The 25,678-nt window shown below is 69.3% G+C and carries 21 protein-coding genes; 10 read left to right on the top strand and 11 right to left on the bottom strand.

Annotated features, from left to right (window positions below; translation table 11 throughout):
• Positions 1-4: 4 nt before the first annotated feature.
• Positions 5-3,823 (bottom strand): discoidin domain-containing protein, encoded by a 3,819-nt coding sequence (locus AB0I34_RS24510; RefSeq protein ID WP_360448816.1) that lies wholly within the window; start codon positions 3,821-3,823, stop codon positions 5-7.
• A 131-nt stretch (positions 3,824-3,954) separates the two neighbouring features.
• On the opposite strand from AB0I34_RS24510, the gene AB0I34_RS24505 reads away from it, so the two are divergent.
• Both AB0I34_RS24505 and AB0I34_RS24500 read left to right on the top strand, forming a co-directional pair.
• Positions 3,955-4,827, top strand: coding sequence for a helix-turn-helix transcriptional regulator (locus AB0I34_RS24505; protein WP_360448813.1), 873 nt, complete (start codon positions 3,955-3,957; stop codon positions 4,825-4,827).
• Between the two features lie 39 nt (positions 4,828-4,866).
• The gene (locus tag AB0I34_RS24500) at positions 4,867-5,844 is read left to right on the top strand and encodes a zinc-binding dehydrogenase (RefSeq protein WP_360448810.1); all 978 of its coding nucleotides are present in this window, start codon (positions 4,867-4,869) and stop codon (positions 5,842-5,844) included.
• On the opposite strand, the gene AB0I34_RS24495 is transcribed toward AB0I34_RS24500, so the two are convergent.
• Positions 5,834-7,201 carry an MDR family MFS transporter gene (locus AB0I34_RS24495; protein ID WP_360448808.1) on the bottom strand — a complete coding sequence of 456 codons (1,368 nt, stop codon included), beginning with the start codon at positions 7,199-7,201 and terminating at the stop codon, positions 5,834-5,836. The two genes, AB0I34_RS24500 and AB0I34_RS24495, sit on opposite strands and share 11 nt — an antisense overlap.
• A 94-nt stretch (positions 7,202-7,295) precedes the next feature.
• Here AB0I34_RS24495 and AB0I34_RS24490 point away from each other — a divergent pair, with 94 nt between their 5' ends.
• On the top strand, positions 7,296-7,856 hold the full coding sequence (locus AB0I34_RS24490; protein WP_360448805.1) for a TetR/AcrR family transcriptional regulator: 561 nt from the start codon (positions 7,296-7,298) through the stop codon (positions 7,854-7,856).
• Here AB0I34_RS24490 and AB0I34_RS24485 read toward each other — a convergent pair.
• Positions 7,849-8,667: an NAD(P)H-binding protein gene (locus tag AB0I34_RS24485; protein WP_360448802.1), complete on the bottom strand. Its 819-nt coding sequence runs from the start codon at positions 8,665-8,667 to the stop codon at positions 7,849-7,851. The two genes, AB0I34_RS24490 and AB0I34_RS24485, sit on opposite strands and share 8 nt — an antisense overlap.
• Positions 8,668-8,755: 88 nt before the next feature.
• Here AB0I34_RS24485 and AB0I34_RS24480 point away from each other — a divergent pair, with 88 nt between their 5' ends.
• Positions 8,756-9,139 carry a helix-turn-helix domain-containing protein gene (locus AB0I34_RS24480; protein ID WP_360448800.1) on the top strand — a complete coding sequence of 128 codons (384 nt, stop codon included), beginning with the start codon at positions 8,756-8,758 and terminating at the stop codon, positions 9,137-9,139.
• A 246-nt stretch (positions 9,140-9,385) separates the two neighbouring features.
• Here the strand turns inward: AB0I34_RS24480 and AB0I34_RS24475 are convergent, their stop codons facing one another.
• From AB0I34_RS24475 to pepN, 3 genes are all read right to left on the bottom strand, one after another.
• Positions 9,386-9,799, bottom strand: a complete 414-nt coding sequence (locus AB0I34_RS24475) for a hypothetical protein (protein WP_360448797.1) — start codon at positions 9,797-9,799, stop codon at positions 9,386-9,388.
• A gap of 202 nt (positions 9,800-10,001) precedes the next feature.
• Positions 10,002-11,375, bottom strand: a complete 1,374-nt coding sequence (sepH, locus tag AB0I34_RS24470; protein WP_360448794.1) for a septation protein SepH — start codon at positions 11,373-11,375, stop codon at positions 10,002-10,004.
• A 188-nt stretch (positions 11,376-11,563) separates the two neighbouring features.
• A complete protein-coding gene (gene pepN, locus AB0I34_RS24465; protein WP_360448791.1) occupies positions 11,564-14,020 on the bottom strand; it encodes an aminopeptidase N in 2,457 nt (818 codons plus the stop codon).
• A 34-nt stretch (positions 14,021-14,054) separates the two neighbouring features.
• Here pepN and AB0I34_RS24460 point away from each other — a divergent pair, with 34 nt between their 5' ends.
• From AB0I34_RS24460 to AB0I34_RS24450, 3 genes are all read left to right on the top strand, one after another.
• The gene (locus AB0I34_RS24460; RefSeq protein ID WP_360448789.1) at positions 14,055-14,999 is read left to right on the top strand and encodes an aldo/keto reductase; all 945 of its coding nucleotides are present in this window, start codon (positions 14,055-14,057) and stop codon (positions 14,997-14,999) included.
• Positions 14,999-15,757, top strand: a complete 759-nt coding sequence (locus AB0I34_RS24455; protein ID WP_360448787.1) for a peroxide stress protein YaaA — start codon at positions 14,999-15,001, stop codon at positions 15,755-15,757. The genes AB0I34_RS24460 and AB0I34_RS24455 overlap by 1 nt, the downstream gene beginning before the upstream one ends.
• A 112-nt stretch (positions 15,758-15,869) precedes the next feature.
• Entirely contained in the window at positions 15,870-16,499 is a 630-nt protein-coding gene (locus AB0I34_RS24450; RefSeq protein WP_360448784.1) for an HNH endonuclease family protein, read from the top strand.
• A 1-nt stretch (position 16,500) separates the two neighbouring features.
• Here AB0I34_RS24450 and AB0I34_RS24445 read toward each other — a convergent pair whose 3' ends face one another.
• Together AB0I34_RS24445 and AB0I34_RS24440 are read right to left on the bottom strand one after the other, a co-directional pair.
• On the bottom strand, positions 16,501-17,448 hold the full coding sequence (locus tag AB0I34_RS24445) for a helix-turn-helix transcriptional regulator (RefSeq protein ID WP_360448782.1): 948 nt from the start codon (positions 17,446-17,448) through the stop codon (positions 16,501-16,503).
• A 190-nt stretch (positions 17,449-17,638) separates the two neighbouring features.
• Positions 17,639-18,598, bottom strand: a complete 960-nt coding sequence (locus AB0I34_RS24440) for a DUF389 domain-containing protein (RefSeq protein WP_360448985.1) — start codon at positions 18,596-18,598, stop codon at positions 17,639-17,641.
• Positions 18,599-18,716: 118 nt separating this feature from the next.
• On the opposite strand from AB0I34_RS24440, the gene AB0I34_RS24435 reads away from it, so the two are divergent.
• Positions 18,717-20,132 carry an APC family permease gene (locus AB0I34_RS24435; protein ID WP_360448779.1) on the top strand — a complete coding sequence of 472 codons (1,416 nt, stop codon included), beginning with the start codon at positions 18,717-18,719 and terminating at the stop codon, positions 20,130-20,132.
• Here the strand turns inward: AB0I34_RS24435 and AB0I34_RS24430 are convergent.
• Entirely contained in the window at positions 20,074-21,303 is a 1,230-nt protein-coding gene (locus AB0I34_RS24430) for a Cmx/CmrA family chloramphenicol efflux MFS transporter (protein ID WP_360448777.1), read from the bottom strand. The genes AB0I34_RS24435 and AB0I34_RS24430 overlap by 59 nt on opposite strands.
• Before the next feature lie 82 nt (positions 21,304-21,385).
• Here AB0I34_RS24430 and AB0I34_RS24425 point away from each other — a divergent pair, with 82 nt between their 5' ends.
• Complete coding sequence (locus AB0I34_RS24425) at positions 21,386-22,009, top strand: rhomboid family intramembrane serine protease (protein WP_360448775.1); 624 nt, start codon at positions 21,386-21,388, stop codon at positions 22,007-22,009.
• On the opposite strand, the gene AB0I34_RS24420 is transcribed toward AB0I34_RS24425, so the two are convergent.
• The gene (locus AB0I34_RS24420) at positions 22,002-22,922 is read right to left on the bottom strand and encodes a threonine/serine dehydratase (RefSeq protein WP_360448772.1); all 921 of its coding nucleotides are present in this window, start codon (positions 22,920-22,922) and stop codon (positions 22,002-22,004) included. The two genes, AB0I34_RS24425 and AB0I34_RS24420, sit on opposite strands and share 8 nt — an antisense overlap.
• Positions 22,923-23,007: 85 nt before the next feature.
• On the opposite strand from AB0I34_RS24420, the gene AB0I34_RS24415 reads away from it, so the two are divergent.
• Positions 23,008-24,885, top strand: coding sequence for a propionyl-CoA synthetase (locus AB0I34_RS24415; protein WP_360448769.1), 1,878 nt, complete (start codon positions 23,008-23,010; stop codon positions 24,883-24,885).
• Here the strand turns inward: AB0I34_RS24415 and AB0I34_RS24410 are convergent.
• Complete coding sequence (locus AB0I34_RS24410) at positions 24,879-25,649, bottom strand: alpha/beta fold hydrolase (protein WP_360448766.1); 771 nt, start codon at positions 25,647-25,649, stop codon at positions 24,879-24,881. The two genes, AB0I34_RS24415 and AB0I34_RS24410, sit on opposite strands and share 7 nt — an antisense overlap.
• Positions 25,650-25,678: the final 29 nt, after the last annotated feature.

The raw sequence follows: 25,678 nt of genomic DNA, 5'->3' as shown, positions 1-25,678 counted from the left end.
GCTCCTACTTGGCCTGGAAATTCGCGGTCAGTACCTGGTCGGTGGCGACGGTGAAGGTGTACGACGCGTCGGTCGAGACCACCACGCCGTCGACGGTCCAGTTCTGGAAAACGCTATCCGATGTCGGCGCCGCCGTCACTGTGACCTGCGCGCCGACCTCGTAGGTGCCCGGTTCGGACTCGTTTCCGGCGATTGTCGCGGTGCCCGGACCGCTGGTCTGGACCTTGATGCTGCGCTGGACGACGTTGATCACCATCACGTTGCGTAGCGTGGCCGGACCGGACAGGGTCGCGCCGTTGTAGCGGGCCAGGTTGGTGGCCTCGACGTCGCCGCTCACCACCTTGACGGTGTGACCGTCGGTGCCGAGGTTGTCGGTGCCCAGGTTGAACGCGTCCACCTGGCCGCTGTTCACCACGAGCCCGTCGTGGAAGCCGTACGCGAACACGTTCAGCAGCGTCAGGCCGCGGGCACCGTCGACGGTGACGATCTTGGCGGTCTTGCGCATGTACTTGTCGATGACGAGTTCGAAGATGCTGCCCTCGTTCATCCAGTACGGCTGCTGGTAGCCGACCCGGGTGACCGCGTTCCCGTTCGACAGCACGCCCTCGATCCGGCCGTTGTCGCCCGGGCCGATCGCGATCGCGTGGTCGAAGAACGCCCCGGCGACCTTGCGGACGACGACGTCGTCACCACTGAGGTCGATCCCGTTCCAGGCGTTCGGGAAGCCGGCGTTGATCACGTAGTTCCCGCCGGCGTGACCGCGGATCGCGTACGGGTAGGGCACGACGCCTTCGGCCCTGCCGGGGTTGTTGTCGGGGTAGAAGACCCGCAGCCCGCGCACACCCGCGCGGTTCTGCAACGTGATCAGCGCAGTCTCGGTGTCCTTCTCGAAGGCCTGCAGAACGGTCCCGCCGCTGGCGCCGCCCTGATCCCGGTTCGGTACCGCGGACGCTCCGCGCAACTCGACCTTCGCGGGGACCTGGAGGTGTGTGCTGATCCGGTACCACCCGGCGGGCAGGTAGACGATGCCGCCGCCGTCCCGCCCAGCCTTGTCGAGCACCTTCTGTACGGCGCTTGTCGCGTCGGCGGCCGGCAGATACCCGACCCCGTGCGGGGCGTCGACGACGTACAGGGACTGCCTCGGTTTTGGCAGTGGTTCCTGCGAGTACGTCGGCGCCGTGCCGGACATCCTGTGCACGATGCCGTCGACCGCGCCGGTGAGCGTGGTCCCGGTGACCTTCACGTAGCCGCGCGAGTTGTTCTGGATCGCGTGGTCACTGCCCTCGATCCTGCCTGCCGCGAGCGTCATACCCCAGCGGTCGTCCATCACGTCGACCAGCACGCCGATGTCGGTACGGCGTACGTCCGGCTGGAGGAAGCTGCCGGTGAACTGGGCCCGTTGACCGGCGACCACGTGGATGCCGACGTGGTAGTCGGTGATCGAGATCCGGTGGAACTGGTCCCACTCGAGGTCGCCGAGGACGAGACCGGTGCCGTGGGCCCTCGTCCAGGCGTCGAGTGCGGTCCGCGCCGGCGGGTGGTAGGCGGCCGGCGCGTCCGCCCAGAAGGAGTTGCTGAACGCAACGTTCTCCCAGGTGCCGACGTCGGCGCCGTTGTACGCGCGGGCTCCCTCGAAGAGTGCGGTGCCGCGGATGTTGCGGATCGTGCTGGACTCGTGCACCTGGCCGGAGCTCGGTGCGTTGCCGTGGTCGTTCGGCATCGTGCTGATGCCGATACCGCGGTACGAGTTGAGCATGGTGACGTCGGCGACGGTCGCCATCATGTAGTTCTCGTTGCCGATCCAGGCGCCGCCGGGGATCTCGAAGGTGTAGTTGTACGGGACCGGGTCGGTGGCGTTCTGGTTCGGGTAGTACGTGGTGACGCCGAGGACGCCGGCGCTGCCGCCGATCCGGAACAGGCTCGGCCCGTCGTTGCCGGAGGCAAGATCCGCGACGATCACAGTCCCGGTCCCGAGCTTCTCGCCATGGTCACCGCGGAGGGTGCAGAACGCGTGCACCTCGATGGTGTCCGTGACCTTGTACCTGCCGGCCGGCAGCCAGACGGTCCCGCCGCCCGCGTCCTGGCACGCGTAGATGGCCTGCTGGATCGCCTTGGTCGAATCGCTTCGGCCGGAGCGGTCGGCGCCGTACTGGGTGGCGTCGAAGTCGGCGATCACGCCGTCCTCGGTCGGGTTGGTCGTCTGCACGAGCCGCGGCTTCGCGGCGACGACCGGGCTCAGCCGGAGCTGGAGCTCCTTGACGGTGAACGAGTCTGCGCCGGTCATCGCGACCCGGACGTACCGGGCCGTGGTGGTCGCGAAGCGGGTCCGGCTGATCTGGTTGCCACCGGGTGACCCGATGCGTCCGACGGCAGTGAACGTCCGGCCGTCCGTCGACACCTGGACGGTGTAGTCGGGGGAGTACGCCTCCGCCCATTCGACCCGTACGTCGTTCACCGATCGCGGCTTGCCCAGGTCGAGTTGGAGCCACGAGTCGCCCTGGCCGCTGGTCCAGGCGGTGTCGTGGTTGCCGTCGTTGACGTTCGTGACACCGGTGCCTCCGCTGGCGGACGCCGTACCGCTGGCTGCGAAGTTGGTGTCGACAGCGGACGCCGTGAAGGCGTCGAGCTTCACCTGCAGCGTCTGCAAGGCCGCCTTCACCTGTACGTCGGTCACCCCTGGAGTGGCTGCGATCGCGCGGGCGTCGTCGATCGCCGCTCGCAAAATGGCGCGGCTGCCGGCTGGGAACTGACCGTCGCGGGTGCCTTCGCGGGAAGCCTTCTCGACCCTGGCGGCCTCGTCGATCAGGTCGAGCAGGCCCTCGGTGACATCGAGAGTCGTCGCGACTTTGGCGACGCGGACGGCGGCGACCTTGAGGTCGACCGAGCCGTCGCCGTTGTGGATGCGGAAGTCGCCGCCGTTCGAGCGGTTCGTCATCACGGCGTCGGGGAGCGCGAACGTGTGCGTCTTCCAGGTGTTGGTGCCGCCGTACTGGACCACCTCGGAGTTCTTGAACTTCTCCGGGATCGTCTCGCCGGGGGAGTCGTAGTGCAGGCCGAACTGCCCGCTGCCCGCGTCGAAGTAGTCGACGCTGATCAGCACCAGGCTCTGGTTGTCGTACAGGTAGGTGTCGGCGACGTTCATGTAGAAGAAGTTCGTGCCCGGCGACGGCGCGGAGTGGTCGGTCTGCCAGTACGGGCGGCCGTCCTGCACGCCGGTGATCAGGTTCTCGGGCCGGTCGCCGGCGCGAGGGCTGATGCCGGACTGGATCGGCGACGCCCCGAGCTGGACCGAGGCTCCCGCCGTACTGATCCGGAGGCTCGAGATGGTGATGTCGGCGCTGCCGAACAGGCGGACGTCGGCGTCGCCGAGGCGGTCGGTGAAGCCGATGCCGGTGAGCTCGAACGTGCCGGTCCGCCACTGACCCGTGTTGGTCAGTTGGACGTCGGTCGCGTCGGCCTGCGGGTTCGTGGCGGCGTCGTACTGGAGCTCGAGGGTGCCGGATCCGCTGTCGAGATAGGTCACCGTCACCAGGACGTCGTCGGTGCCGATCTCGTCGACATAGTCACGGTCGACGTCGAACTCCAGGTAGCCGGTGCCGGCAGCCTGGTTGGTCTGCCAGTACGTGCGGCCCTGCTCGGTGCCGGTACGCAACCCGGCGGGGTCGTCGCCGGCGGCGGGCTTCACGCCGAGCGTGGTCGGGGTCGGTCCGAGGTCGGCGCCCACGCCGCTCGGATACATGGTGGCGGCCTGAGCCGCCGGTACGGCGATGACGCTGGCGAGCAGCACGGCGGGAAGAACCCGCGCGAGCAGGCGTCTGGACATGCTGAAACCTCCAGGTGGCGGGCCGGAAGTACACGCGAGAGCAGCTGCGCGGATAAGTTAAACCAAGCGTGTTACTTATTCAAGGGCCCAGCATCCAGCTCCGGAAAGGGGCCTCCGGTAGCGTTGCGCGAGTGGGGACGGATCAGCGTGGAGGCGCGGCGCGCAGCCGCCGGCAGACCGAACTCCGTGAGTACCTGCGCAGTCGCCGGGAGCGGTTGACCCCGTCACAGGTCGGACTGCCCGCGGCCGGGAACCGCCGTACGCCGGGCCTGCGCCGCGAGGAGGTCGCCGTCCTCGCCGGGGTCGGGGTGTCCTGGTACACCTGGCTGGAGCAGGGTCGCGACATCAAGGTCTCCGAAGAAGTCCTCGACTCGGTGGCTCGGGTGCTGCTGCTGGACTATGCCGAACGCGCCCATCTCTACCGCCTGGCCGGGCTGAACCCCCCACAGCGGGACGCAGCGCCAACGGTGCCCGCCTCGCCCGAGATGCAGCGGCTGCTCGACGCCTGGTCACCACGCCCCGCCTACATCCGCGACCGGCACTGGAACTTCACCGCAGTGAACGACGTCGCCCGCCGAGTCTTCGGGTACGGCGAGACCGACCACAACTGCCTGGTCTCGTACTTCACCAACGCGCGCTTCCGCGGACTGCACGAGCACTGGGACGAGGCGGCGCCGGACGTAGCCGCCGGCTTCCGGGCCGACGCGGCTCGCTATCCCGACGACCCGGAGTTCGACCGGATCGCGACCGACCTCGCGGCGGTCAGCCCGGAGTTCGCCGAACTGTGGGCGCGGCACGACGCGGCTGAGCATCTCAACGCTGTGAAGGCCGTGGCACATCCCGAGGCGGGGCTGCTCGTGTTCGACGCGACGATGTTCCCGGTGCTCGAACACCCGGGTCATCACCTGATCCTGCACAACCCGCGTCCGGGCACCGACACCGAGGAGCGGCTCGAGCGCCTGATGGCGTCGCAGCCTGGTGGTGACACACCCACCATGAACTGACACTGCCTGTTCGTCCGCCCGGCTCGCAGGATCGTTGCCATGAGCGAGAACACGCAGATGACCGCAGTCACCATCCCCTCCTTCGGCCCAGCCGACGTACTGCGCCTCGACACCGTCCCGATCCCTGTCCCGGCGGCCGGACAGGTGGCGATCGACGTCGCCTACGCGGGTGCCAACTTCGCGGAGGTCCTCTACCGGCAGGGCGTCGTGGACGTCCCGCTGCCGTTCGTGCCCGGCATCGAGGTGTCGGGCCGGATCCGGGCTCTCGGCCCCGGTGTCGAGGGCCTCTCGGTCGGGCAGCCGGTCGCGGCGCTGACGATTGTCGACAGCGGCGGGTACGCCGAGGTCGTCACCACCGCCGCCGAGCTCGTCGTACCGCTGGACGACTATGGACTCGCCCTGGAGCTGGCGGCCGCGTTGCCGTCGAACAGTACGACGGCGTTCCTGGTGCTTGACCGGGTGGCGCGGATCGAGCCGGGCGAGAGCGTGCTGGTGCACGCCGCCGCTGGTGGTGTGGGCAGCCAGCTCGGTCAGGCGGCCCGTCTGCTCGGTGCCGGCCGGATCGTCGGGACCGTCGGTCGGCCGGAGAAGATCGCGGCCGCCAAGGCGTTCGGCTACGACGAGGTGATCCTGCGCGATGACGTGGTCGATGCGGGGGAGTTCGACGTCGTCGTCGACATGGTCGGCGGTGCGAGTCGGCGGACGAGTCTGGATCGGTTGGCGCCCATGGGGCGCCTGGTCGTGATGGGCAATGCCTCCGGCGCCGAGGACGTCGGCATCTCGGCCAACGAGCTGTGGTTCACGAACAAGACGGTGTCCGGGTTCAACCTCGCCGCGTTCGCCGCCGCAAACCCCGCCGCGGCAGGCGCGGGGTTGCGCCGGGCCGTCGAAGCGGCCGCCCGCGGTCAGCTCGAGGTCCGGACCGAGACCCTCTCCCTGCAAGAGGCCGCCGACGCGCATCGGCGGATCGAGTCCGGCGTCACCACTGGCAAGCTTCTGCTCCGGGTCACCGCCTGACAGCCGGTAGGAAGAGGGCAGGTACCGCGGCGACAGCGGTGAAGGCGATGGCCCACCAGAAGCTGGTCGCATAGGCGGTCGACGCCGGGTGCCCGATGAGGTTGCTCTGCAGGACCACGGCCAACGTCGCGGCACCGAAGGCACCACCCAACTGCTGCATGATCCGGGTCGTGCTGCTTCCGTCCGGGATCTGCTGCGGCTCCAGATCGCGGAAGGCGCCGACCATCACCGACAAGCTGACGGCGCTCAGTCCGGCACCGCGCACGACGAGCGCGACCGCCAGCACCCAGTACGCCGTACCCGCGAAGGCGAACGGGATCGTCCCGGCGACAGTGAGGAGAATGCCCGCGAACACCACCGGTCGAGGGCCGAACCGGTCGGTGAGGCCGCCGGCCGTGCGGGCGAGGAGACTGCCGATGCCCTGCGGCACGAGCAGGAGTCCGGCCGCGACCACGCTCTCGCCGCGGGCCTGTTGGTAGAACAGCGGCAGCAGGAGCATCGCGCCGTACAGGGCGAAACCGGTCAGGAAGAGCAGGGTGGTCGACGCGGCGAATGATCGCGTTCGGAACAGGCCGAGGTCGATGAGCGGCCCATCGGTACGCCGGAGCGCGAAGGCGATCAGGAGGACGATGCCGAGGCCGATCGGCAGCAGGACATCGGCGTGGCCGAAGCCGCCATGGGTGCCGACCTGGGTGAGGCCGTAGATGATGCCTGCGAGCGCGGGGGAGACGAGCAGGAGCCCGGTCACGTCGAGCGCGGCCGCCGTCGGTTGCGGGTCCGGCTTGAGTACGCGGACGGCGAGGGTGATCGCGGCGAGGCAGATCGGGACGTTGACGTAGAAGATCCAGCGCCAGTCGAGGTGGGCGATCATCAGGCCGCCGATCACCGGGCCGAGGATCGGTCCGATCAGTGCGGGCAGGGTGACGACGGCCATCAGGCGGCCCATCCGCTCGCGGCCCGCCGCTCGGAACAGCAGGGTCTGCAGGATCGGGAGCATCAGCCCGCCGCCGAGGCCCTGGATCACCCGGAACGCGATCAGCGACTCGATGTTCCACGCGACTCCGCACAGCATCGAGCCGGCCAGGAACAGAGCCAGCGCGACGACCCACATCCGCTTGGCGCCGAACCGGTTGGCCGACCATCCGGTGATCGGAATCGCGATCGCCAGCGCCAGCAGGTACGCCGTACTGACCCATTGGCCGGTAGACACGCCCGTGTGCAGTTCGGCGCCGAGGGTGTGGATCGCGACGTTGACGATCGTGCTGTCGAGCAGTGGGGCGAGCGCGCCGAGCACGAGGACGCCGGCGAGTTTCAGGACCGCGCGATCCAGGCGGTCGGGAGTGGTTGTGGTGGTCATCTGAGAATCCCCTTAGAGACGGTTCGTCTCTTACGAGTTTCAGAGTAGACTCGGGTCGTTAGGAGACGCAAGGTCTCTTGTTGGGAGGCGAGCAATGGAGCAGACGCAGCGCCGGCGGGGTGCCGAACTCGAGGCTGTGCTGCTCGATGCTGCGTGGGACGAGCTGCTGGAGTCCGGCTACGCAGGGTTGACGATGGAGAGGGTCGCGGCGCGGGCCCACACCGGCAAGCAGGTGCTGTACCGGCGATGGAGGAACCGGGCCGAGTTGGTGATCGCCGCGATGCGGTATCGCGCCGGCTCGATCGTCGAGGACATCCCCGACACCGGGAGTCTGCGCGACGATGTGCTCGCCGTCCTGCAGCGGATGGCCGACCGCTTCGCCTCACTCGGGCCTGACATTGTCCATGGGCTGCTCGCCGAGGCGCCGGATCTGGATCCGGAGGTCTCCAGCCGGATGACCGGCGTGATGGCGACCATCGTGCGGCGGGCCGCGGCGCGCGGCGAGATCCCGACCGCGGACGTTCCGGACCGGGTGCTCACCGCGCCCACCAATCTGCTGCGCCACGAGATGCTCTTCACCAGCGAGCCGGTCGCCGCGTCGACGCTGACCTCGCTCGTCGACGACGTCTTCCTGCCGCTCGTGCGAGCTACCTGAAGGCCCCGACGTTGCGGGTGGCCCAGTCCGCGAAGGTCCGTGCGGGCCTGCCGAGCACCTTCTCGACGTCCGGGCTGACCTCCTGCTCCTCCGCCGACGGCGACCCCAGGACGTCCAGTGTCGCGTCGACCACCGGCCTGGGCATGAAGCGCACCATCCGGTCCCGGGCCTCGGTGCGGGTCAGCTCGACGAACCGCACCGGCTCGTTCAGCGCCAGCGCGATCTCGTGAGCCTGCTGCCGCGGCGAGATCGGAGCCGGCCCGGTGAGCGTGTAGGTGTTGCTCGCGTGGGCGGGGTCCGTGAGCGTCACCGCGGCAACCTCGGCGATATCGGCCGGATCGATCGCGGGCAGCGCGACCTCGGCGAACGGCGCCTCCAGCACTCGCTGAGCCCGGACCGCCGGCGCCCACTGCAGCGCGTTGGAGTCGAAGTTGCCGGGCCGCAGGATCACCCAGTCGAGACCTGACCGGGTCAGCGCATCCTCGTGGTCTGACGGGTGCCGCTTGGTGCCGACGCCCTGCGAGGACAGCAGCACGACCCGCTCGACCCCGGCAGCCCGGACCACATTCATGACGTCGTTCAGGTTCCCGCCGGCCAGGAACTCGGCGCCGGTCAGGAGGAAGACCGCCTCGGCTCCGTCCAGGGCGGGCTCGAGGGTCTCGGGTCGGGACAGGTCGGCCCGGTGGTGTCGAACCCCCTCCGGCACCTCGGCGGCCCGCCGGGACACCGCCGTCACCTCCTCGCCCGCGGCGGTCAGCGCCTGGACGAGTGGACGGCCGACGTTGCCGGTGGCTCCGGTGATCACGATCATGTTCGCTCCTCGTTCGTTGACTGACGAGGACGCTACTTGCCGTGGAATAGTAGGTACCTAGAGGAAAGTATTGGCCGGGAGGCGATTTGTGAGCGAGCGCACAGAGGTGGAGCCGGTGCAGGCGTGTCCGATCGCGCCGGTGGTCGATCTGGTCTTCAGCCGGTGGACGACGCCGATCCTGTGGACGCTGAACGAGTACGGGCGTCAGCGGTTCGTCGAGCTCGAGCGGCGGATCGGGGTGATCACGCCGAAGGTCCTCACCCAGCGGCTCCGTCAGCTCGAACGCGACGGGCTGGTGCAGCGCACGTACTACCCGGAGGTGCCGCCACGGGTCGAGTACGAGATCACCGACCTCGGCCGCAGCCTCGCCCCACTCTTCCACTCCCTCGCCGAATGGTCCCCGAACCTCGCGAAGGTCGAGGAGGCCCGCACTCACTACGACACCCACGAGCCCGCCCACCGCCGCCCCTGACCCGCACCGCGCCGCCTCCTGACCCAGCGGCAAGGTGATGGCCAGGACAATGTGCGGGTCATCGACCGGCGGTGTGCAGAGCGACAGGTAGTGCACCTGCGATACACCGTACATAGGAAGCACGCGCGCTCAACCGCACTACCTGTCGGCCCGACACCTCCTGTCCATCTGCACGCCGCCACCTCGGCCGAAACCGACCACCCATCAGACAGAAGGCCTGATATCCACTCGGATGGTGGTGAAGGGTCAGGCGACGCCGACGAGTTCTCGGGTGGGGGTGTCGGCTTGGTCGAGGAGGGTGAAGAAGTGGGTGGCGGCGACGGGTAGACGGAGGAGGCCGGCTTCGTGGTTCTGCCAGCCGAAGTGGAGTTCGCCGTCGAGGGTGTGCTCGTCGAGCGGTACGGCGTACCTGCTGAGGGTGACGCGGGCCGGGCCGGACTGCGGGTGGTGGTCACCGCAACCGCACTCGGCGGCGATCGTGATCGCGGTGAGCGCGTCGGGGGAGAAGCGGCGCAGGCGGAGCGTCGTACCGCGTGCGGTGAACTGGGCGAGCGTTGCGTCAGGCAACTGAACGAGCAGCTCGACCGGTACGGCGTGGGAGCCGGGCAGCAGCCGGAGGCCACGGGACGCGAGCAGGTCGGCGAGAGCCGGGAGATTCATGGGGAAAGATCCTGTGAGTGCTGGTGTCGGCGGGCGGGCCACGGAAAGGGGCAGGGCCTCGTGCGCCGGAGACGGCGCGCGTCAGCGACAACAGCAACAACACAGCAGGAACATGCCGAAGATCATGGCAGAGCCCGAAGACCCTGCCAAACACGGTCCGCCATCTGGGACGACAGTCCGTGATGGGTCAGGCAACGCGGGATCAGTCGGCTTTCTTGCCGAACATGATCTCGTCCCAGCTCGGGACGCTCGCGCGCTTGGCGTTGCGGCGGGCCGGCTTCTTCTTCGGCTCCGCCGGAGCTTCTTCCTTCGCCGCAGGCACGGCGTCGGCGTCGGCGTCGGAAGCGACCGCGGGCGCGGCAGGCGGCTCGGTAGTGGCCGGCTGCTTGGGCGCGGGTGCCTCGACCGGAGCCGGCGTCGACTCGGCAGGTGCCGGAGTGGTCGGCGCAGAGCGGTGATCGGCCGGAGCGGGACGCTCCACCGGAGTAGTGCGACCAGCCGGGCGCTCGGCAGGGCGGGACTCGGGTGCCTGGCGCACAGGAGCTGCGGGAGTGCGATCCGGAGTGGCGCGGCGCTCGGTGAACGGGTTCTCGCGCGCGGCAGCACGCTCCTCGGGCGGAGCCATCGAGGCAGCCTCGGCCGGCAGCTGAGTGGGACGCTCGACGGCACGAACGGCCGGACGCAGCGTCGGCGGCTGCTCGACCGGTACGTCGATCAGCGTCGGCTCCTCGTCCGGGTCCGGCACCGAGTGCACCCGGCGCGGACCACGCTCGGCGTCGCGCGTGGTGTGGCCGTCATGGCCGGCCTCTCGGGAAACCGGCTGGTTTCGCCGTGGCAGGCTGACGGTGTCCTCGAAGCCGGCCTCGTAGCTGTCGGCCCCATGGTCGGGCGCGATGGACAGGTCGATGTCGGCCACCGCGCTCAGCCGGCGCTCGCCCGGCTGGTGCGCGGGCTGGACCGGCGGCGGCAGCACCTGCGCCTGCTCACCCACCAGCCACCGGGCCTCGTCGTCGTCGGGGACCGCGTACCGACCAGGAGCGTCGTACGCGAACATAGCGATCTTCTCTTCCTTCTGCTCCTCCGCGTCCTCGGCCGCGACGAAGTAGGAGACCCGGACCGCCCAGCGGCCGTCGTCACGCCGCCAGGCATCCCACTCGGCCGATGTCGGGTCGACCTGACGGGTGCGGAGCCGCTCGGTGACCCAGGCATCGAGGTTGCGGGTCGGGGCGTCGGCACCGCCACGACGGCGGACAGAGGCGCGCTGCGCGAGGCTCGCGATGTGGTCCCGCTCGGCCAGGACCGGACCGGCGAACGCCATCACGCGTTCCATCGGCATCTGGGCGACGGCCGCGACCGCCTCGGGACTTTCGCCGGCGCGGATACGAGCCTGGATGTCTCGTGGGCGCAGCGCGCTCTCCATTTGAATCTCCAGCTGGCCGAGTCGGGCACGGTCGCCGCGCAGGGCCGCACGCAACCGGTCGTCGACCGGAACGGCGAACTCCTCACCCGTCTCTGCCAGCGCCAGGATGAGTTGCCTGCCATCCTGGCTCAGACCGACGAGCCTCGCCTCGCGCATTGCCTTTGTTCTCCTGTGCGGTTCTCGACAGTCTCTCCCGTGACGTGCTGCCTGACCAAGACCGGCGCGCCGTGCCGCCCGGTCATTGTGGAGGTTCTGTCACGAAATCACATCTTGCCTGCTCACAAGGGTCCTTGTGATCACACCAGTCACAGTAGTCACAACACGGTGTGACCGCGACTCAGGACTCAGTCACCGAACGCCGAACGGACCGCCAGAGCACGCTTGATGTCGTCGGTGTCGTCGCCGACTGCACGCTGGATTCCGGCCGCGACCGAATCGTCGGCAGCCAGTTCACCGGCCAGCCGGACCACACGCTCGTCGATCGCGTACCGCGGGAACGACGTGTGCGCGCTGGTCCCGATGACCCAGCCGGAACGGAACTTGGCGGTGCCCCCGATCTCGGCGAAGAACCGGTCGACGTACGGCGCGGTGAGCTCGGCCTGCGCCGGGTGCCAGAAGCCCGTGCCGGCGGCGTACAGCTCGTAGTTCGCGACGTCGGCGTCGGCCATGATGATCGCCCAGGCCCGCTCCTTGGCCTCCGGCGTCGGCAGCGCGGCCCGGCACTCGGTGGCGTGCACGACACCCTCGGAGGTGTTGTCGCGGGCGAGCTCGGCGTCGATGTCGGCATCGCCGATCGCGCCGAGGCGAGCCAGCTGCAGTGTCACCATCCAGCGCAGCTCGGCGTCGACCGGGAGTCCTTCGGGTACGTCGCTGCCGCTCAGCCAGCCCTGCAGCAGGTCCACGTCGTCGGTCAGCTTGACCAGGCCGCGGGCCACGGCGAGCTGCAGGCTGCTGCCCGCCGGCGCCGACCGGAGCCGCTCGGCCAGTACGTCGGCCAGCCGGCCGCGGTACGGCTCGTAGGGCAGGTAGATGCCGAGCAGCCGGCTCTGCGCCCATCCGACAATCGACGAGACCGCGATGTCGCTGGTCTCGCCGGGCAGCATGCTGAGCAGCACCTCGAAGCCGAGCTTCGGGTCGAGCTCGGCGTCCGCGACCGCGTCCCGGATGCTGTTCAATACGACGGCCCGGGTCACCCCACTCTCGATCTTCGGCAGCACCGTCGCGAGGTTCGCCAGGCTGTCGGCGTCGAGCCGGATCTTCGCCCAGGTGTCGTCTCCCGCGTCCGGGATCACCACCGCGACCGACGAGTCGAGCGGCACGTCGACCTCGTCCGCGTCCAGCAGTACGTCGACCGTGGTCGCGCGGCCGTCGGCGTCGTACCCACCGACGGTCAGCTTGTGCGGTCGTGTCGCCGGGTGTGCGACCGGCGACACGCGGCGCAGCTTGATGCCGGTCTCGGTGCGGACGGCGCTGATCGTGTCGACGCCCGGGGTGCGGAGCCAGTTCTGCGCCCAGGTGTCGAGGTTGACGGCACCGGCCTCGGTCCACTTCGCGAGCAGGTCGGCGAACGTCGCGTTGGCGAACTCGTGCGCGACGATGTGCGCCTTGACGCCGGCCAGGAAGATGTCGTCACCGAGGTAGGCGGCGAGCTGCTTCAGCACTGCCGCGCCCTTGGCGTAGGAGATGCCGTCGAAGTCGTCGAGGGAGGCCTGCGCGTCCTTGACCGCGTCGGCCGCGACCGGGTGCGTCGACGAACGCTGGTCGGCCTGCAGACCCCACCACTTCCGGATGAAGGCGAAGTCGATCCAGTTGTCCTGGTAGTCGGTCGCGGCGGTCGACACCCGGTGCGCCATGTACTCGGCGAACGACTCGTTCAGCCACAGGTCGTTCCACCACTGCATCGTGACGGTGTCGCCGAACCACTGGTGCGCCATCTCGTGCACGATCGTCCGGGCCCGTTGGCCGCGCTCGGCGTCGGTCGCCGCGGACCGGAACACCATCGAGTCGCGGAACGTCACGCAACCCGGGTTCTCCATCGCGCCTGCGTTGAACTCCGGCACGAACGCCTGGTGGTACTCGCCGAACGGGTACCGGTAGCCGAACATCCGGTGGTACTCGTCGAAGGCCTGCTTGGTGACCCGGAAGATGTCCTCGGCCTCGCGGTCCAGCGCTTCCTTCAGGGACTGCCGCGACACCACGCTCAGCGCGATCCCGTCGTGGGAATCGGTCAGCTGGTGGTATGGCCCGGCCACGACGGTGACGAAGTACGTCGACAGCGGCAGCGTCTCGGTCAGCTCCCAGCGACCGGGGGAGACCTGGGTCGCGGCTCCGTTGCCGAGCACCAGCCACTCCGGCGGCGCGGTCACCTTCAGCCGGTACGGCGCCTTGAGATCGGGCTGGTCGAAGCACGCGAAGATGCGCGGCGCGGCGTCCAGGAACGACATCGCGTAGGTGTAGACGAGACCGTCGGCTGCGTCGACCGCGCGGTGCAGTCCCTCACCGTCGTGGGAGTACGCCATCGAGGCGCCGACCACGAGCACGTTGTCCGGCTGGAGGCCGGTGAGCTCGAGCCGTCCGTCGTTCAGCCCGGCGACGTCGACCGGTGCGCCGTTCAGCGTCACCGACAACAGCTCGTCGGGTTGCACGTCCAACCAAGTCGTCTGATCCGACGCGTTGAACCTGATGGTGGTGGTGGATCCGAACGTGCGCTCGCCCTGGGTGAGGTCGAGATCGACGTCGTACGACTGGACGGAGAGTGCGGCGGCCCGAGTGCGGGCGCCGTCCACGGTGAGACTCGGCATGAGGGCCACTGTATGCCGTGATTAGGCTGAGCACATGAGTGAGATGGAGTACCGGCAACTGGGTGACTCAGGGCTGACTGTGAGCGTGGTCGGACTCGGCTGCAACAACTTCGGGCGGCGGCTCGATGCGACCCGTACGGACGTGGTGGTGAACGCCGCGGTGGACGCGGGCATCACCTTGTTCGACACCGCGGACGTCTACCAGGGCGAGCACGGGTTCAGTGAAGAGCTGCTCGGCAAAGCCCTCGGTGGCCGGCGTGACGAGGTGGTGATCGCGACCAAGTTCGGCGGCGACATGCACGGGGTGAACGGGCCGGACTGGGGTGCCCGCGCCTCCCGCCGGTACATCCGCAAGGCGGTCGAATCGAGTCTGCAGCGGCTGGGCACCGACTGGATCGACCTCTACCAGCTGCACCTGCCGGACCAGGTCACGCCGATCGAGGAGACCCTTGCGGCGCTGTCCGAGCTCGTTGCCGAGGGCAAGGTTCGGTACATCGGCAGTTCCCAGTTCGCCGGCTGGCAGGTGGTGGACGCCGACTGGGCCGCCCGGACCGCCGGCCTCGAGCACTTCATCAGCGCCCAGAACCGCTACTCGCTGCTCGAGCGCGACGTCGAGGACGAACTGGTGCCCGCGTGCGAGCACCTCGGCATCGGCGTACTGCCGTTCTTCCCGCTCTCCTCCGGCCTGCTCACCGGCAAGTACAAGCGCGGCGCGGAGGCACCTGCCGGGACGCGGCTGGCGACCCAGCCGGACCGTCTGGCCGGCGCCGACTTCGACAAGATCGAGGCGCTGGAGACGTTCGCGGCCGAGCGCGACCTGACCATGATCGACGTCGCGATCGGCGGCCTCGCGGCCCAGCCCGCGGTCGCTTCGGTGATCGCCGGCGCCACCACACCGGAGCAGATCGCGCAGAACGTCGCGGCCGGGATGTGGGACCCCACCGCCGCCGACCTGGCCGCCCTGGACGAGCTCACCTGATGCTGATTCTGCTGCCGCCGTCCGAGGGCAAAACCGGACGGTCTCGCGGTCGCGCCGTCGACTTCTCGACGCTCTCGTTCCCGGAGCTGAACCCCGTTCGCGAGCAGGTCCTGGAGACGCTGGCGAAGGTGTCTGCGTCGTCCGACGCGTACGACGTTCTGGACGTCGGCGCCTCGCTGCAAGGTGAGGTCGACCGCAACACCCGGTGGCGCACCGAGCCCGCGGTGCCGGTGTCCGAGCTGTACTCCGGCGTCCTGTACGACGCGCTCGGCTACGCCAGCATGTCCGCGGGCACCAAGCGCCGCGCGGGCAGCCGCCTGCTCGTGGTGTCCGCGGCGTGGGGCGCGTTGCGGCCGGCCGACCGCGTACCGCCGTACCGGCTCTCGATGGGTACGACGCTGCCCGGTCATGGACCGCTGGCGTCGGTCTGGCGTGATCCGCTGGCGGCCGCGCTGTCGGAGAGCAGAGGTGTGATCGTCGACTGCCGCTCCTCGACGTACGTCGCCGCGTGGCGCCCGAGCGGTGACCAGGCGGCCAAGTGGGTCTCGGTCAACGTCGTCCGTGAACGCGACGGTGTTCGGACGGTCGTGTCGCACATGGCCAAGCACACCCGCGGCCTGGTCGCGCGGCACCTGCTCGAGTCCGGAAAGGACCCCGGGACCCCGAAATCCCTGCACAAACTGGTTAGCGAACGCTGGAACGCCGAACTCGACCGCACCGGCCCTGGCTGGACACTCACCGTCGTCGAGCACGACTGACCGGACCGTTCACACGTCCTTCACCGGTGAGTGGTTTCTTACCGCCTGTGATCGGGGAAGGCTGAGGGCAGTACGTCAGGGGGAATCCGCCCCACCCTCGGAGGCCTGACCAATGCGACGTTCGATCACCGCTGCACTGACAGCAGTCGCCGCGACCGCGGCGTTCACCCTGAGCGCCGGACCGGCGCTCGCCTACCCACCGGACCCGCCGTCGGCCGGTACGGCGGCCACCCAGCTGGCGAGCCTCACCGTGAAGACGGAGGGCTCGACGAGCGGGTACAGCCGGGACCTGTTCCCGCACTGGATCACCCAGTCCGGTAGCTGCGACACCCGTGAACAAGTGCTCAAGCGCGACGGCACCGGCGTCACCGTCGACAGCAGCTGCCAGCCGACCACCGGTCGCTGGTACAGCGTGTACGACGCCACCTACGTGAACGACTCCTCGGGCGTCGACATCGACCACATCGTCCCGCTCGCCGAAGCCTGGAAGTCCGGTGCGAACGGCTGGACCACGGCGCGCCGCCAGCAGTTCGCGAACGACCTGAGCATCGCGCAGCTGATCGCGGTGTCGGCGTCGAGCAACCGGTCCAAGGGCGACAAGGACCCGTCCGAGTGGAAGCCGACCAACGCCTCGGTGCACTGCATCTACGCCCGCGAGTGGATCTGGGTGAAGTACACCTACGGCCTGTCGCTGCAGTCGGCCGAGAAGACCGCGCTGCAGCAGATGCTGGCGGCCTGCTGACTCAGTCCTCGAGGAGATGGCGACGCTGGGCGTGGATGCCGGCCTGGAACCGGGTCCGCGCACCCAGCGTCTCCATCAGCTCGGCGACCCGGCGGCCGACCGTGCGACTGCTCAGCCCGAGCTGCCTGGCGATGGCGTCGTCCTTGAGGCCCGCGCCGAGCAGCGTCATCAACCGCGCGTCGAGCGGGTCGGTCTTGACCACGGGCACTACCGGAACTGCCTGGTCCCACAACAGCGTGAACATCTCGACCAGTGCATCGAGCAATGCGCACGGATGGACGACGAGAGCGCTGTCGACCAGTTGGTCAACGTCCAGCGGCATCAACGCGGCCCGGCGGTCGAACACAGCGAGCTTCATCGGCAGCTGCGGATGGATCCGCGATGTCTCACCGGCGTCCGCCGCGCTGTAGGCCTGGTCGACACCGCCGGGACGGTCGAGTGAGTCGGGGGAGTAGATGCCCCGGACAACCACACCGTCGCTGAGCAGCCTGTGCACCCGCGGCTCCGACTCCCCGGTCTTCGACGCGTACGGCGGCCGGTCGAGCACCAGCAACTCTTCGAGGGTCCCGTTGAGCAACTGCGCGAATCGTGCCGCGATCGCCTCCTGACCGACGATGACCTCGACCAGGTTCTCCGGCCGGTGCTGCTCCTGCGCTCGCAGCTCCGTCAGCAACACCCTTGCCTCGGCGCGAACCCGGTCCAGCTCGGCGCGACGTACGGCGACCAGGGCGTCGACGGCCACGTCGGGACGGGTCGGCAGCAGCCGCATCGGATGGTCCGACGTGGTGGTCAGCAGTCCGAGGGTCTCCAGCCGCTCGACAGTCGCGGCGACCTCGCGCTCGTCGCGGTCGAGGAGCTTGGCCAGCTCTGCGATCCCGCACCCGGACGCGGTCAGCAGGGCGCGGTACGCCTCCTCGTCAGGCGGATCGACCCCCACCGTCTCCAGCATCCGTCCCTCCCATCGCCCGGATCCCGGACAGGCTATCCCGTCTCCTGGATGCAGGTGGAATCGTTTTCCCGTTAATGGCGACTTCGCGCCATGTCCGGCATACGTCAGGCGATCCGCAGGTGCGAATCCACCCCGAGTGGGGTACGACTGTGTCTGCCGGGCGCGCGCGGATCGGACAGGGGACGTCCGGTCAAGCCTCAACGCGCGCGCCCGCCTGACCTCGCCCCTTCACCCGCAGATAGATCCGCCAGACCACGCGCTGCACGAGCAGGGTGACGACACCGGCCACCGTCATGCCGGCCAGATTGATACCGAGCTGCGCTGCTGCGCCGCCGATGTGGCTCGGCACCCACAGCGCGAGCGACAGGGCCAGATCGCCGGCCGCCGGCACCGTGGTGACCGAAATGAAGACGCCGACCAGCGCGTTCGACCGTCCGGCGGTCTGTGAGAGCACCCCAGCACAGCCGGCCAGAACAGCGACGACCGCCGACCACTTGTCCGGCCGCCAGATGAACCCGGTGAGTGGACGGTCCGCAGTGACGGACCCGGCGTCGATCCACCCGACGGCACGGGCCAGCAGGGCAGCCGCTGTCGCCAGTGCGATGGCCACCACGAATCCGAGCACCAGCAGACGCAGGGACCGCCAGGTCAGGGCCCGGTTGCGCATGGCCAGCCCGACGGCGAGGGCGGCCACGACACCGAACTCGGGGCCGACGACCATCGCGCCGACGACCAGGATGGACGAATCGGTGACCACGGCAACCGACGCGATCATGGTCGCCAGGGTGAGGAAGGCGTAATAGACCCAGGAGCCGCTGGCCTCGTTGTAGGCCTGGTCGACGACCGCGTCCCAGATGACCGCGTCGTCCGGCGCACCGGGGGCGGCCTTCTCGGTCTCGCGAGCGTTCCGCGACGGCGCGGCGTCGACGTCGGCGACCGCCACCGAACCCTCGTCGTACAGGCCCTCAGCCTTGAGGTAGGCGAGGATGTCCGAGGTCGCCTCCCGGGTCACGTCGCACTCGAGCACGTCGCCGGCCGGTCGCTGCGCGGCGCCGGGCAGCCGGACCACGCTCGTCACCCGTGGATCGTCGACGAGCGCGTCCAGGACGCGGCCGGTGCGATCCGGTGGGACGATGAGACGAAGGTGCATCACGGGCCTATGCTCCCAGGCCGCCGGTCACCTTCCGGCCACGGCCTTGGTCGCAGGCTGTGGCGAATGCACCCCGGAATGTGGTCGACTGACGCACCGAATTCCAGGGAGGACGACGATGAGCGAAAGCCCCAGCGCCGCCGCACCTCAGACCGGCGAGCGTCCTGAACTCAAACGGGTCATGGGACCCGGCCTACTACTCTTGTTCGTGGTCGGGGACATTCTCGGTACCGGCGTGTACGCGCTGACCGGGAAGGTGGCCGGCGAGGTCGGCGGGGCGGTCTGGCTGCCGTTCCTGTGTGCGTTCGTGGTCGCGCTGCTGACCGCGACCAGCTATCTGGAACTCGTCACGAAGTACCCGAAGGCCGGCGGCGCCGCCGTCTACACGCACAAGGCGTTCGGGATCCACTTGCTCACCTTCCTGCTCACGTTCGCGGTGATGTGTTCCGGTCTCACCTCGGCGTCGAGCGCGTCGAAGGCGTTCGCCGCGAACTTCTTCTCGGCCGCCGACATCGATCCGGACCGCGGGTCGCTGCTGATGATCACCGCGCTCGCGTTCATGACGCTGATCGCGCTGGTCAACCTGCGCGGCGTCGGCGAGAGCGTGAAGGCGAACGTCGTACTGACCTGCGTCGAACTGAGCGGTCTGCTGATCGTGATCGGCATCGGCGCGTGGGCGCTGGCCGGCGGCGACGGCGACACCTCGCGGCTGACCGAGTTCAACGTCCCATCCGGCGAGTCGCCGTTCGGCGCGGTCACCGCGGCGACCGCGCTCGCGTTCTTCGCGATGGTGGGCTTCGAGGACTCGGTGAACATGGCCGAGGAGACGAAGGACCCGGTCCGGATCTTCCCGAAGGTGATGCTGACCGGCCTGTGCATCACCGGCGTCATCTACGTGCTGGTCGCGATCTCCGCGGTCGCCCTGGTCTCACCGGAAGACCTGAACGAGGGCGCCACGCCGCTGCTGAAGGTCGTCCAGGCCGGTGCGCCGGGCTTCCCGCTCGAGGTGTTCGCCTGGATAACCATGTTCGCGGTGGCGAACTCGGCGTTGATCAACATGCTGATGGCGAGCCGCCTGCTGTACGGCATGTCGCACGAGCAGGTCCTGCCGGGTCCGCTCGGCCGGGTGCTGCGGCGGCGCCGGACGCCGTGGATCGCGATCCTGTTCACGACGCTGCTCGCGTTCGTCCTGATCGGGTACGCCGACCTGGCCGCGCTCGGTGGGACGACGGCGCTCCTGCTGCTGTGCGTGTTCGCGATCGTGAACGTGGCCGTCCTGGTGCTGCGCCGGGACCGGGTCGAGCACAAGCACTTCCACGCCCCGACCGCGCTCCCGCTGCTCGGTGTGATCCTGTGCGTGTACCTGGCCAGCCCGCTGTCAGGGCGCGCCTCGGCGGACTACAAGATCGCCGGGTGGCTGATGCTGATCGGCGTCGCGTTGTGGGCGATCACCTGGCTGTTGAACAAGTACGTGTTCAAGCGGCACGCCGAGTTCGATCCGAGCCATATCGACCCGAGTGGTCCGGTGAACTGACCGGCAGGAAAGCTGCGACCACCACCGTCGCCAGGGCCGCGAGCCCGGTGGCCACCGCGATCCAGCCGAGTGCCGGGTAGCCGGCGCCGGCGCCGATCGCGAGGCCACCGAGCCACGGCCCGGCGGTGATGCCGACGTTGAACGCGGAGAAGTTGGTCGCGGTCGCCAGGGTCGGGGCGTCGCCGGCCAGGCTGAAGACGCGGGCGTTGAGCGCCGGGTTGGTCGCGAAGCCGAAGGCGCCGAGCAGGACGACCACGGCGAGGGTGACGACGGGATTCGTCGCGGTGAGGGCGAGGACCGCGGACAGGATGCCCAGACCGGTGATGCCCACGAAGAGGGTGTGGAACGGCAGGGCGTCCGCGGTCCGCCCGCCGAGCGTGATGCCGATGAACGAGCCGAGACCATAGAGGGCGAGGACTCCCGGTACGGCGCTCGGCGTCAGCCCGGTGGTGTTGATCAGCAGGGGAGCGAGGTAGCTGAAGACCACCAGGATGGTGGCAGTGACCAGTGCGGTCGTGCCGAAGGCCAGCCAGAGTCTGGCGTGGCGGAGCGCACGAAGCTCCTCGCGCAGCCGCGGCGCGCTCTCCGGGTCCGGCCTGCCATCGGGAATGGTCGCGAACACACCGGCCATCGCGAGGACACACAAACCGGCGACCGTCCAGAACGCCGATCGCCAGCCGAGGTGCTGCCCGAGCACCGTGCCGATCGGGAGACCGACGATGGTGGCGATGGTCAGGCCGCCGGTGACGACGCTCATCGCGCGAGCCCGCCGGTCGATCGGCACCAGCGCGACCACCGTGACGGCCGCGACCGACCAGAAACCGGCGTACACGAAGGCGCCCACGACGCGGGTGGCCAGGAGGATCGCGTAGTTCGGGGTCAACGCCCCAGCGACATGGGTGGCGGCGAAGATTCCGAGGAACACCAGCAACGCCGTACGCCGGGACCACTTGAGCGTGACCACCGCCAGGATCGGTGCACCGAGCAGCATGCCGACCGCGAACGCGGAGATCAGCAGGCCCGCGGCCGGGATGGAGATCCGCAGATCGCCCGACAATTCGGGCAGCAGACCGGCGAGCATCAACTCCGACGTTCCCTGCGCGAAGATGCTCAAGCCCAGCACATAGACGGCAACCGGCATCGCGTTCCCCCACCTCACCTCGATAGCCACCGGGAGTATCGCAGAGATCACTGTGTGCTGTCGCCGCGCCTGTCAAGGACTGAGACTTGGCCGGATACGGCATCGTTGTTGCATGAGCTCCCAGATACCTGCGAAGCGGACCGGCGGGGCGGTCGACGCTGCCCGGATCGGGAGTGGGCTGAAGCTGCTCGGTGTGCTGGTCGGGCTGATGTGGCTCAGCGAGATCATCGACGCGGCGACGAACGGCGCGCTGGATCAGTACGGGATCATCGCGCGTGATCCGCAGGGTTTGGTCGGCATCATCACCGCGCCGTTCCTGCACCTCGGCTTCGGCCATCTGATCTCCAACACGCTGCCGCTGGTGACACTCGGCCTGTTGATCGCCGTCGGCGGTGCGGCCCGGCTGTTCGCGGTGACCGCCATCGTGACCGTGATCGGCGGCTTCGGCACCTGGCTGATCTCACCGCCGAACACGGTCACCATCGGCGCCAGCGGTCTGGTCTTCGGGTACGCCGCCTACCTGATCATGCGCGGACTGTTCAACCGCCGGATCAGCCAGGTGCTGGTCGGCGTAGTGGTCGTCCTGGTCTGGGGGAGCGCGCTGCTCGGCGGGCTGCTTCCGCAGGACGGGATCTCCTGGCAGGGCCACCTGTTCGGCGCGATCGCCGGTGTCCTGGCCGCCTGGATCCTGGCCGACGACCGGCCGAAGCGCGGGCCGGCCAGACCGGTCAGGTGAGCGTCGCGGGGTCCGTGTTGGCTCCGCAGACCACCAGGACCACCCGCTCGCCGGCGGCCGGGCGATAGGCGCCCGACTTCAGCGCGGCGTACGTGACGGCGGCGCCGTGTTCGACGGCCAGGTGGTACTCGTGCCAGAGCTCGTTGCGAGCAGCAACGATGGCTTCCTCGTCAACGAGCAGCGACCGTACGTCGTGCTCCCGAGCGGCCGCGAATGCGAGATCACCGAGCCGCCGGGCACCGAGCGAGTCCGCCGCCACGCCGCCGACCGGCCCGTCGACCGGCTCGCCGGCCCCCAGCGCGCGGTGCAGGGTCGCCGACAACTCCGGCTCCACACCGATCACCTGCGCGTTGTCGCCGATCGCCGTCGCGATCCCCGCGATCAGTCCGCCACCACCGACCGCGACCAGGACGGTGTTGAAGGATCCGGCCTGCTCGAGCAGTTCCAGCCCGATGGTGCCCTGACCTGCCACGACTTCGGGCTGGTCGTAGGCGTGCAGCAGCAGCGCGTCTCCCTCGTCCCGCGCTTCCACCGCCGCCTGATACGCCTCGGCGTACTCGTTCCCGACCTGGACCACCTCGGCGTCGAGCGTGCGCAGCTTGGCGACCTTCGGGGCGGGCGCGTTGACCGGAACGAAGATTCGCGCCGGTACGCCGAGTTCGCGGGCGGCGTAGGCCGCGGCCAGACCCGCGTTGCCGCCGGACGCCGCGACGATGCCCTGTCCGGTCAGCTCGCCGCGTTCCTTCGCGACCAGGAGCCGGTTGAAGGCGCCGCGCGGTTTGAACGAGCCGGTGTGCTGCAGCAGCTCCAGCTTGAAGACCAGGCCCGGCGCCACCTCGATCACCGGAGTCCGTCGTACCCGTCCGGCGATCCGCTCCGCCGCCGCCCGCACCTCATCGACCCTTACCGTCATGCCTCAACCCTGCCACGATGAGAGAAGCCGACGGCTGGGAGGCCGCGGTGGTGGGGTGGGCAAAGGCAGATTGGAGCCTTCTGACATGGGCGCGTACGAGGAGAGCTACCGGCGGAGTCTCGCTGATCCGGAAGGGTTCTGGCTGGAGGCCGCGGAGGCGATCTCCTGGACCCGGCCGCCGACGCGGGCACTGGACGACTCGGGCGCACCGCTGTACCGGTGGTACCCCGACGCCGAGCTCAACACGTCGTACAACGCACTCGACCGGCACATCGAGGCGGGGAACGGCGACCGGGTCGCGCTGATCTACGACTCCCCGGTCACCGGCACGGGTCGCTCGTACACGTCCGGCGAACTGCGGGACGAGGTTGCGCGGTTCGCCGGGGCGCTCGCATCGCTCGGTGTGGGTACGGGCGACCGCGTCATCGTCTACATGCCGATGGTGCCCGAGGCCGCCGTCGCGATGCTCGCGTGTGCTCGGCTCGGCGCGATCCACTCGGTGGTGTTCGGTGGGTTCGCACCCCGCGAGCTCGCCGCGCGGATCGACGACGCGACGCCGAAGGTGATCGTGGCCGCGTCCTGCGGCATCGAGCCCACGCGCGTGGTCGAGTACAAGCCGATCATCGACGAGGCTCTCCAACTCAGCCGCCACCAGCCGGAGCGCACCATAGTGCTGCAGCGGGAGACCGCACTCGCCGAGCTGGGCGAGCGTGATCTCGACTGGGCCGAGCTGACCGCCGCGGCGAAGCCGGCCGATCCGGTCCCGGTCGCCGCGACCGATCCGCTCTACATCCTCTACACGTCGGGTACGACGGGGAAGCCGAAGGGCGTGGTCCGCGACAACGGGGGCCACGCGGTCGCGCTGTCGTGGTCGATGCGGGCGATCTACGACATCGGTCCGGGTGACGTGTGGTGGACCGCCTCCGATGTCGGCTGGGTCGTCGGGCACTCGTACATCGTCTACGCGCCGCTGCTGGTCGGCGCGACCACGGTGCTCTACGAGGGCAAGCCGGTCGGTACGCCGGACGCCGGTGCGTTCTGGCGCGTCATCTCAGAGCACGGCGCGAAGGCCTTGTTCACCGCACCGACCGCGATCCGGGCGATCAAGAAGGTCGATCCTGAGGCCAAGCTGGCGTCGACGTACGACCTGAGCGCCTTCGGGACTCTGTTCCTGGCCGGCGAGCGGCTCGATCCCGAGACGTATCACTGGGCGCACGAGCATCTCGGCGTACCGGTGGTGGATCACTGGTGGCAGACGGAGACCGGCTGGCCGATCGCTGCGAACCCGCGCGGACTCGAGGCGCTGCCGACCAAGCCGGGTTCGGCCACGGTCCCGGTGCCAGGCTGGGACGTGCAGATCCTGGACGCCGTGGGGACGCCGCAGCCGGCGGGAAAGGAGGGAGCGATCGCGATCAAGCTCCCGCTGCCGCCGGGTGCGCTGCCGACGTTGTGGGGCGACGACCAGCGCTACATCGACAACTACCTCAGCCGGTACGACGGCTACTACCTGACCGGCGACTCCGGGTACCTCGACGAGGACGGCTACATCTTCGTGATGGGCCGCACCGACGACGTCATCAACGTCGCCGGTCACCGCCTGTCGACCGGTTCGATGGAGGCAGTTCTCGCGGCTCATCCGGCGGTCGCCGAGTGTGCTGTGATCGGCGTACATGACGCGTTGAAGGGCCAGGTCCCGCGCGGTCTCGTCGTACTCAAGGCCGGGGCCGACATCCCGGAGGATGTCCTGCGGGACGAGTTGGTGGCAGCGGTACGGCGGGAGATCGGGCCGGTGGCCGCGTTCCGGGACGTCTCGGTGGTCGACGGCCTGCCGAAGACGCGGTCGGGGAAGATCCTGCGCAAGACGATGCGCGGAATCGCCGACGGGCGGGACGAAGCGGTGCCGTCGACGATCGAGGACGCGAGCGTGCTCGACGCGCTCCGCCCGATCCTGCGCAGTCAGTGAGCCAGGAAGTCCAGTACCAGCGGGCCGGCGACAGCCCGGAACTCGTGGAAGTACGCGTGTCGAGCGCCCTGGATGAGTTCTGCGCGGGCTTTGGGGATCCGGTCTGCGAGGAGCTGCGCGTTGGCGACCGGGCTGAAGATGTCGTCGGTCCCGTGCAGGATCAACGTCGGCGCACTGATACTCGGCAGCCCGTCCCACGCGTCATGCCTGTTGCTCGCGACCAGATGCCGCCCCTTGGCGTACGCGGGCATGTCAGGGTCACCGAGCACCGGGTGCGGCCCGGGGTTCACGGCCAGCCACGCCGGTGTGTACATCAGCTCGAGCAGCACGCTGTCGGTACGTTGCGGGTCGGCCAGAGCGCGGCGGATCTCCTGACTCCGTTCGTAGCCGTGCTTGGCACCGGGTGACGTGCACCCGAGCACCAGCCGGTTGACGCGATCCGGATGGTTGATCGCGATCCACTGCGCGACTCGGCCACCCATCGACGTGCCGTACACCTGCGCGGCCGGCAACCCGAGGTCGTCGAGCACCGCGACCACGTCCTCGGCGAACCCGGGTGTGCTGTAGACCTCGTCCGGCTTGTCGCTGTCCCCGGTGCCGCGCCAATCCAGCGTGATCGTCCGGTACGTCGCCTCGAAGTCGGCCCGGACCGGGTCCCACCAGGTGTGGTTGTTGGCCTGGCCGGCCAGCAGGACGAGTGGTTGCCCTTCGCCACGGACCTGGTACGCGATCCGGTTCCCGTCGGCGGCTGTTGCGTGCGGCACAGGAGCAGTCTGCCTGATGCGGCGGCGAG

It is taken from the genome of Kribbella sp. NPDC050281, from assembly GCF_040655855.1.
In the GTDB taxonomy this organism is placed as follows: domain Bacteria; phylum Actinomycetota; class Actinomycetes; order Propionibacteriales; family Kribbellaceae; genus Kribbella.
This window is presented reverse-complemented; position numbering and strand designations above follow the sequence as displayed.

Coding starts and splice junctions, on each gene's coding strand:
- AB0I34_RS24510 (WP_360448816.1), bottom strand. CDS start 3,823: ATGTCCAGACGCCTGCTCGCGCGGGTTCTTCCCGCCGTGCTGCTCGCC.
- AB0I34_RS24500 (WP_360448810.1), top strand. CDS start 4,867: ATGAGCGAGAACACGCAGATGACCGCAGTCACCATCCCCTCCTTCGGC.
- AB0I34_RS24495 (WP_360448808.1), bottom strand. CDS start 7,201: ATGACCACCACAACCACTCCCGACCGCCTGGATCGCGCGGTCCTGAAA.
- AB0I34_RS24490 (WP_360448805.1), top strand. CDS start 7,296: ATGGAGCAGACGCAGCGCCGGCGGGGTGCCGAACTCGAGGCTGTGCTG.
- AB0I34_RS24485 (WP_360448802.1), bottom strand. CDS start 8,667: ATGATCGTGATCACCGGAGCCACCGGCAACGTCGGCCGTCCACTCGTC.
- AB0I34_RS24475 (WP_360448797.1), bottom strand. CDS start 9,799: ATGAATCTCCCGGCTCTCGCCGACCTGCTCGCGTCCCGTGGCCTCCGG.
- sepH (WP_360448794.1), bottom strand. CDS start 11,375: ATGCGCGAGGCGAGGCTCGTCGGTCTGAGCCAGGATGGCAGGCAACTC.
- pepN (WP_360448791.1), bottom strand. CDS start 14,020: ATGCCGAGTCTCACCGTGGACGGCGCCCGCACTCGGGCCGCCGCACTC.
- AB0I34_RS24460 (WP_360448789.1), top strand. CDS start 14,055: ATGAGTGAGATGGAGTACCGGCAACTGGGTGACTCAGGGCTGACTGTG.
- AB0I34_RS24455 (WP_360448787.1), top strand. CDS start 14,999: ATGCTGATTCTGCTGCCGCCGTCCGAGGGCAAAACCGGACGGTCTCGC.
- AB0I34_RS24450 (WP_360448784.1), top strand. CDS start 15,870: ATGCGACGTTCGATCACCGCTGCACTGACAGCAGTCGCCGCGACCGCG.
- AB0I34_RS24445 (WP_360448782.1), bottom strand. CDS start 17,448: ATGCTGGAGACGGTGGGGGTCGATCCGCCTGACGAGGAGGCGTACCGC.
- AB0I34_RS24440 (WP_360448985.1), bottom strand. CDS start 18,598: ATGCACCTTCGTCTCATCGTCCCACCGGATCGCACCGGCCGCGTCCTG.
- AB0I34_RS24435 (WP_360448779.1), top strand. CDS start 18,717: ATGAGCGAAAGCCCCAGCGCCGCCGCACCTCAGACCGGCGAGCGTCCT.
- AB0I34_RS24425 (WP_360448775.1), top strand. CDS start 21,386: ATGAGCTCCCAGATACCTGCGAAGCGGACCGGCGGGGCGGTCGACGCT.
- AB0I34_RS24420 (WP_360448772.1), bottom strand. CDS start 22,922: ATGACGGTAAGGGTCGATGAGGTGCGGGCGGCGGCGGAGCGGATCGCC.
- AB0I34_RS24415 (WP_360448769.1), top strand. CDS start 23,008: ATGGGCGCGTACGAGGAGAGCTACCGGCGGAGTCTCGCTGATCCGGAA.